Origin of the sequence: Lysinibacillus sp. CNPSo 3705 (assembly GCF_028674935.1) — a bacterium.
In the GTDB taxonomy this organism is placed as follows: Bacteria; Bacillota; Bacilli; order Bacillales_A; family Planococcaceae; genus Lysinibacillus.
The window spans coordinates 1-7,860 of record NZ_JAQZSD010000110.1; the positions used below are offsets into that span (position 1 = coordinate 1).

General features: G+C 37.1%; 8 protein-coding genes. 3 read left to right on the forward strand and 5 right to left on the reverse strand.

The window, feature by feature from the left end:
- Positions 1-510: phosphoribosylaminoimidazolesuccinocarboxamide synthase (locus tag PVA17_RS23875; protein ID WP_274069204.1), on the reverse strand; the 510-nt coding region annotated here is incomplete at its 3' end.
- A 185-nt stretch (positions 511-695) separates the two neighbouring features.
- On the reverse strand, positions 696-2,069 hold the full coding sequence (gene gdhA / locus PVA17_RS23880; protein WP_274069205.1) for an NADP-specific glutamate dehydrogenase: 1,374 nt from the start codon (positions 2,067-2,069) through the stop codon (positions 696-698).
- A 188-nt stretch (positions 2,070-2,257) separates the two neighbouring features.
- On the opposite strand from gdhA, the gene PVA17_RS23885 reads away from it, so the two are divergent.
- On the forward strand, positions 2,258-2,731 hold the full coding sequence (locus PVA17_RS23885) for a YaiI/YqxD family protein (protein WP_274069206.1): 474 nt from the start codon (positions 2,258-2,260) through the stop codon (positions 2,729-2,731).
- Complete coding sequence (locus PVA17_RS23890; RefSeq protein ID WP_274069207.1) at positions 2,721-4,043, forward strand: D-serine ammonia-lyase; 1,323 nt, start codon at positions 2,721-2,723, stop codon at positions 4,041-4,043. Before PVA17_RS23885 ends, PVA17_RS23890 begins: the two co-directional genes overlap by 11 nt.
- An 87-nt stretch (positions 4,044-4,130) precedes the next feature.
- Here the strand turns inward: PVA17_RS23890 and PVA17_RS23895 are convergent, their stop codons facing one another.
- Both PVA17_RS23895 and PVA17_RS23900 read right to left on the reverse strand, forming a co-directional pair.
- The gene (locus tag PVA17_RS23895) at positions 4,131-4,322 is read right to left on the reverse strand and encodes a hypothetical protein (RefSeq protein WP_049666523.1); all 192 of its coding nucleotides are present in this window, start codon (positions 4,320-4,322) and stop codon (positions 4,131-4,133) included.
- Positions 4,323-4,761: 439 nt separating this feature from the next.
- On the reverse strand, positions 4,762-5,955 hold the full coding sequence (locus PVA17_RS23900; protein WP_274069208.1) for a pyridoxal-phosphate-dependent aminotransferase family protein: 1,194 nt from the start codon (positions 5,953-5,955) through the stop codon (positions 4,762-4,764).
- Between the two features lie 189 nt (positions 5,956-6,144).
- Between PVA17_RS23900 and PVA17_RS23905 the strand changes: the two genes are divergently transcribed.
- Positions 6,145-7,224, forward strand: a complete 1,080-nt coding sequence (locus tag PVA17_RS23905) for a DUF1835 domain-containing protein (RefSeq protein WP_274069209.1) — start codon at positions 6,145-6,147, stop codon at positions 7,222-7,224.
- Between the two features lie 57 nt (positions 7,225-7,281).
- On the opposite strand, the gene PVA17_RS23910 is transcribed toward PVA17_RS23905, so the two are convergent.
- Complete coding sequence (locus tag PVA17_RS23910) at positions 7,282-7,773, reverse strand: hypothetical protein (protein WP_274069210.1); 492 nt, start codon at positions 7,771-7,773, stop codon at positions 7,282-7,284.
- Between the last annotated feature and the right edge of the window lie 87 nt (positions 7,774-7,860).

Sequence of the window (7,860 nt, forward strand, 5' to 3'; positions counted from 1 at the left end):
AGCAACAAATTTAGCAATTTCAATTGTACGTTGCTTTAAAATGGCGTATTCTTCATGTGTTAACAGGTTTAACATGGCTAAAGCATCTTCAGAAATGGGGGGATCTAGTCGTTCATCATCTTTGATGGTAACTTCTACGAAAGAATCTAAGTCTTGTCCTTCTTTTACGTAAGCACCGTAGCGTCGTAGGAAAGAGCCCACTGCCTTGAAGCGGCAAATGACCTCTAAACCCTTACCAAAAACAGTTGCAGGCTTTACTGTCATTGTTGCATCGTTGAAGTTTGCATCAACGTAGTGAGTAGGAACACCTTGTTCGTTTAGTTTTGAGTAGAAATAAGAAGTTAAGCGAAGTCCAGCTAACCCAGCACCGTCGATTGTTAATCCAACAGTATTAGCACCCGGGTCGAATACGCCGTTTTCTCCAGTTACATCATCTTTAAATTTTAATAAGTAATGACCATCTTCTAATTGAAACACATTTTTCGTTTTACCTGTATACAATAATTCCACAAAAAACCCTCCAATTTTCATAGTACTCCATTATTATAACACGAATGTTTTAAATATTTAATACTAAAAATGTTCGTTTTAAATGGTGTCTTTTATGTTTTTATCTTCGTTTCTAATGATAAAATAAGGTGATAACGAATATTCGTTATCACCTTGGATGGATTGAAAGGATTCTGAAATTAATATTAATAAACGCCTTCAGCTAGCATACCATTAGCCACTTTTATGAAGCCAGCGATGTTCGCGCCAACTACAAGATTTCCAGGGTAGCCATATTTTTCAGCAGCTGCTTTGCTGTCCGCGTAAATGTTTTTCATAATTTCATGTAATTTAGCATCTACTTTTTCAAATGACCAGAAAACGCGACTTGAATCTTGCGCCATTTCAAGAGCAGATACAGCAACACCTCCAGCATTAGCAGCTTTGGCAGGACCAAATAATACGCCGGCATTTAAAAATTCGTTAATTGCTTCAAGATCTGATGGCATGTTTGCACCTTCACCAACAGCTTTCACTCCGTTAGAGATTAAAGTACGAGCTGAATCGCCATTAATTTCATTTTGTGTAGCACATGGAAGCGCGATGTCACAAGGGATCGTCCAGATACCAGTGCAGCCTTCTGTAAATGTAGCATTTGGACGATAGTTTAGGTAAGTAGAGATACGATCGCCTTTTACTTCTTTAATTTCTTTAATTGCATCAAGATCTAAACCTTCTGGGTCATAAACATAGCCTGAAGAGTCAGAGCAAGCAACAACTTTTGCGCCATAAGCTTGTGCTTTTTCAATCGCATATATTGAAACGTTACCGGAACCAGAAACTACAACTGTTTTACCTTCAAATGAATCGTTGACATCTTTTAGCATTTCTTTTACAAAATATACAGTACCATAACCAGTTGCCTCTTTACGGGCTAAAGAACCACCGTAGCCAGGAGTTTTACCAGTTAATACACCAGATTCGCTTGCTTTTGTTAAACGCTTATATTGGCCCCATAAATAACCTACTTCACGAGCGCCAACACCGATATCACCTGCTGGAACATCGACATCTGGACCAATATGGCGGTATAATTCAGTCATGAATGCTTGACAGAAACGCATAATTTCCGAATCTGATTTACCTTTAGGATCGAAGTTTGAACCACCTTTACCACCACCGATTGGTTGGCCTGTTAAAGCATTTTTAAAAATTTGTTCAAAGCCTAAAAATTTGATAATGGATTCATTTACGGAAGGGTGGAAGCGAAGACCGCCTTTGTATGGTCCCATTACGTTGCTGTATTGCACACGGTAACCACGGTTTACTTGAACTTCATTGTTATCATCTTGCCAAGCTACACGGAAAGAAATAATACGATCTGGCTCAACGATACGAGATAAGATATTGGCTTTAATATATTCAGGGTGTTGTGCAAATACAGGCACTAATGAAATGAAAATTTCTTCGGCTGCTTGTAAGAACTCTGCTTGATAACTATTTTGTTGTTTTAGTTGCTCGAATACGCCATCAACGTATTCTTTTGCTAATTGTTCGTTGCTTACAGTTGTAGTTGTCATAGTAAAAAAACCTCCAGTTATTTGATAGTTGTATCGTATATCTATTTTTCACACTATTCAATAAAATACTTTTTCCAACAGTCTAAAGTTTGTGAAAAATTGAGCAAACGAAGAAGAGAAATTGTTATATTAAAATAACGATTACTTGTGTGATCTATCTAATTATGAGAAAGGAATGATGCTTTATTGTGAAGGTTTTAATTGACGCTGATGCCTGTCCAGTCGTGGATTTAGCGTTATCTATATCATCTGAGTTTGAGATTGAAACAATCTTGTTTTGCGATACATCCCACCGTATCGAACGTGATAATGTAATAACAATTATGGTTCCAAAGGGTCCGGATTCGGTTGATTTTACGCTAGTGAATGCGCTTTCAAAGCATGATATTGTCATTACACAGGATTACGGTTTAGCAGCTATGGTTTTGGCAAGAGGAGGTTATCCAATCGATCAAAATGGAAGAGAGATGTCCAATGAAAATATCGAACGTTTGCTCGATATGCGTCATGTTGGACAGAAAATTAGACGTGCTGGGGGACGGACGAAAGGGCCTAAAAAACGAACTCAAGAAAACAATATTTCGTTTGAATTGAAATTTCGACAAATTTGTGAACGAGCGATTTCAGCTCAAAAAATGGAGGAATCTGAAGGTGGAAAATGAGCGTAAACACGAACTATTAAATCAATTTCCGGTACTAAACGAGTTAGCAAATCATCATACTGTACTTTGGGAAAATACAAATCGGGAAATAAAAGCGCAAACAAATCTTTTTTCAATGGAGGAAGTTGTGGAGGCAGAGGAAACACTTAAACGCTTTTCATCCTATTTAACTTTAGCATTTCCAGAGCTTTTAGAAAGCAAAGGGCTTATTGAATCGTCGTTACTAGATATACCTTGCATGAAGAAAGCTCTTGAAAAAGAATTTGATGTATTAATACCAGGTCAATTTATTTTAAAATGCGATCATGCCTTGCCAATTTCCGGCTCTATTAAAGCACGTGGTGGTATTTTTGAAGTATTAAGGCAGGCAGAACGGCTTGCGATCGCTAGTGGCAAGCTAACAAAAGAGGATAGTTATGCGGTGCTGGCAACAGAGGACTTTCAATCGTTCTTTCAGCAATACACAATTGCCGTAGGTTCTACAGGTAATTTAGGATTGAGTATCGGCATTATGGGCAAAAAACTCGGCTTTAATGTCGTTGTACATATGTCGAGTGATGCAAAAGAGTGGAAAAAAGCATTACTGCGTGAAAAAGGTGCGACAGTTATTGAATATGAAGCAGATTATAGTGTTGCTGTAGAGCAAGGTCGTCGAGAGGCTGAACAAGATCCTATGTGTCATTTTATTGATGATGAAAATTCGAAGGACCTATTTGCCGGCTATGCAGTGGCGGCGAAGCGTTTAAAAGCACAGTTTGAAAAGACGAATATTTCAGTGGATGCTGCCCATCCATTGTTCGTGTATTTACCATGTGGTGTAGGTGGAGGACCGGGGGGAATTGCGTACGGGATACGTGAAATTTTTGGAGAGCATGCCCATGTATTCTTTGCAGAGCCCGTAGCATCTCCTTGTATGACAATTGGCTTAATGACAGGTTTACATGATGAAGTTAGTGTAGAAGATATAGGTCTCACTAATAAAACCGAAGCAGATGGCCTTGCTGTTGGTCGTGCGTCAAAATTTGTTGGCAAAGTGATGGAAACATATATTAGTGGTTGTTATACAGTGAAAGATGAAGAATTATTTACGTCTCTCGGTTTAGCGATGGATTCGGAAGGCTTATTTTTAGAACCATCCGCGCATGCAGGGATGTTCGGACCAATTCAGTTAATGAAAAATGGACAAAGTTATTTAGAAAAGCATGATTTAGTTAATAAGATGGAGCAAGCTACCCATCTTGTATGGGCAACAGGTGGAAGTATGGTGCCGGAGGAAATGCGTGAGGAATACATGGCAAAGGTGTGCCGGTAGCAAGAATGAATGATTAAGGTAGTTCGTTAATAAGAAAATGCAAGAATGCTATCGGAATCAGCATTCTTGCGTTTATTACTTTTAAAGTTATTTATATAAATAGTCCAACGCTTGATAATCTTGCTGATAGCGTCCACCGTCTGCTACTTCAGCGTGATATAAAGCTTTTAAAGCATAATTTTTTTGCAAATCCATTTCGGACATTAACTCTTTTAGGCGATCATGTAATTCACGGTTTTCTTTCACAAGTTGCTGCATTTGTGGTTTAAAATATTTCATACTGTCTAACTCCTCAATTTATAACGTGCTTATTAGTATAACACTTTTAGCTTTTGAAAATGCACTCATATTCATAATTCGAGTCGATCATGCCGTGAAGTACTGGCCGAAATTGCAATTTTACTTAGATGTATCGTTTTCTGACGATTTCAATGCTTGTTTATATGAACTTTCGATTTAATGACAGGTATACTTGATGAGATCAATGTTGAAGATATTGGGATGTTTAGTCTAAAAGGATTTTTTAAACTGAACATTTCTTCTTGTTCAGTAATCGCCCTCGTTTCTGAATTACGTTATCTCCTAATTATCCACTTTTTTACGTAATAAACAAACTTCCAAATCCATACATAGATTTGGAAGTTTAAATCTTTATCCCATTTATCAAGCGATAAGAGGAAGAATAATTACCGATATAATCCTAATTGGTGAAGACAAATCATATCTGTGGGGAAAGTTTCACTTTATCGTGGCATTGTTTTCGCTGAGCGGTTAAAAATACTTCCTGTGCTGCCCGTACACCTGCACCTGGCTCAAAGTCATATTCAAAGTCTTGAAGTGCTGCTTCCATTAAAGAAACTGCTTGTAAAATATCACTTGGGAAACAATAGCCCATATGGCCGAATCTAAAAATTTCACCTTGCAAATGGCCGAGGCCACCAGCGAAATCTAAATGATATTGTTGTTTTAAATGTGCCAAGAAGTTACCGAGTGCAATCCCTTTTGGTGCCATAATCGCTGTAATGGTCGGAGAAGCATGCTCATCCGTAGTTAGAAGCTCAATATGAAGGGCATTCATCGCATGACGGACCATGTTTTTCATTAGTTCATGGCGGGCAACTGTATGTTCGATGCCTCCTTCTTCCTCTATAAGTTTACAAACCTCATGAAGTCCAGAAATAAGTGTCACAGTAGGCGTGTTTGGCGTCATCCCTTTTTCTGCCCAGCTACGATAGCTTAATAGGTTTAAATAATAGGACGGTGTATTGTTTTCTTCAATAACGTTCCAAGCTCTATTACTAACGCTGACAAGAGAAAGTCCTGGAGGTAGCATCATCGCTTTTTGAGATCCAGTAACAAGAATATCAATTCCCCAGGCATCCATTTCAGCTGGAGCTCCACCTATGCAACTTACACCATCGACAATACACAATGCATCTGTTTCCTCACGTACAACTTGTGCTAATTCAGCAATTGGGTTTAAGATACCAGTCGAAGTTTCATTGTATGTGACAAAAACAGCTTTAATATCTTTCAACGGTTGCAAAAATTCTCGTAGCTCCTTAGCTGTGCAAGCTTGTCCCCATTCTTTTTCAAGCTTATGTACATGAAAGCCATATTTCTCACAAATCGAAACAAAATAGTCTCCGAATGCTCCAACAGTGATCACAACAACATTTTCACCGGCAGAAACAGTGTTAACCGCCGCGGCCTCTAAAGCTGCTGTACCACCTGATGGAAGAAGTAAAATATCTTGTTTTGTTCCGAAAATAGGTTTTACTAATTCAATTGTTTCACGGTAAAGCGCTACAAATTCATTGCTTCGATGACTAATAATATCGCGATTCATTGCAAGCTGAACTTTTTTAGGAATTGGCGTAGGTCCTGGATGTCTTAAAATATTTTCATACACAATCATCAAACCCCTTTGTATTAAAAATTAGAAATTCGAAATTTTCTAACTATAATATAGCATATTTTTTCTGTTATCTAACTTATTTTTCAAAATTTGATAGATCGAGTGTCGTACGAGAGTAGAAAATAAAGCTGATTAGTTCCTAATTTTTGTATGGTAAAATTTTTATAGAAGGAGGGCTAAGTGATGGAATCGAAAGTCAAGTATCCATATATTTATTTTTTATTGGCATCAAATATGGTTTTTGTCTATCGAATTAAAACACATAATTATTTGAACGCATCGGATTTGATAGAAAGGAGTGAATGGGAGGTTTATGAATTACAGCATCCTGTTCAATTTGAAGCATTCAATCATGAAGAAAGTAAAGCAATTGACGGGTGGGGGTTGTCGTTTGAGCAACATAACTTAAGCGACATCGTAGAAATTATCAATGACTGTATTCAAAAACATTGTTCTATGGATCAACGCATAACAACACAGGCAGTTCATATTGTGAGCTCTGAATCTGCAGCTGGTTCAGTGAGAGTAGCACTAGCACCACCTAAACATGTGATTGGATTCCCGGATTGCTTCTCAATTGGACCATTGTGGAAGCTAGAGGAGAAAAGAGGTCAAACATCCCGAAACAATTGGTTATTTGAAAATATTAACGATGGACAGGAAGATGTTTATCAAAATAAGTTTACAAATACTTTGCGTGAAATAGAAGATATTTCGAATCATGTTCCTATCTATATTTGGTATGGTAATAATGCCGATGAACAATGCGGGCTTCGTTTTTTCCTCTATTTATTGCGAGATAAATCAAATGAGATTTTTCTTATTAATACAACAGAACAGAGTAAGGCTAATTGTGCGACAAGCCATCTTAGTTCACAGCAATTAGCGCAGCTTTTTATGAACATGGAAGAAAAAAAGCCATTAACTATCCAGGAGCGTCGTATGTTCCAAAATGAATGGGAAACATTATCGCAAACTAACGATATTCTGCGCTTATGGACTAATAATGGAATAAAAGGGGTACCAGAAAATTATTTTGATCCACTTATTATAGAGACGATAGAAAGGCTACATAGTGAACAAGCAACAACAGATTTTATCAAGACAGGGGCAGTGATTGCGGAACTCTTACCTTTGATAGAAGAGCTTCCTAGTGTCTTCTTTTTAGAATCTAGAATAAGATTTTTAGTCTATAATGGGGTGCTCGCATTAAAAGGTATTCCTAAGTCCATAAGACATTATAGTGTAAAATTACGTGAATAACTAGAAAACCTCTTTCACCTAAAATGGTGTAAAGAGGTTTTTGTACGGGCATATGTATTATGCAACGAAAGGTTTATTCATTTTTAGTAAGCCATAGATCGAATAGAATAGTCCTAATGTGATGAACGATAAAATCGTATAAAGTACAGCTTTCCCAGTTCCACCAGTCCAACGATAGAAGAGGCGATATGTGAAATAGAAAATAAAGCCAAGAAGACCTATTGAAGCAATCACATCTAGAAACAGAAACGGAATAAATGAAACAAATACCAATACAGCATAAATAATAGCATTTTTCATTGCTGCTGCTCGAACTGTTGTGTCATTATCACCCTTTGCTGTTAATAAGAAAAGGTTATAAATACCAATAATCGGAATCCAAGCAATGTAAGCCAGTTTGCTAAAGCCATTTACTTTAGATGCCTGGTAATAAATAAGTGAACTAATTACATAGCTTGCAATACTTAGCAATGCAATACAAATTAACATAATAATGAGAAATTCCAAGTCTAAATCATCGAAATCATTGTAATATGAAGAATCGTACATAAGAAAACCCCCTTTCAAAAAAATACTTCATAATAATAACAATACTAAAGTCATATATCTACAGTTAATTTTATCCGGAATTTAATG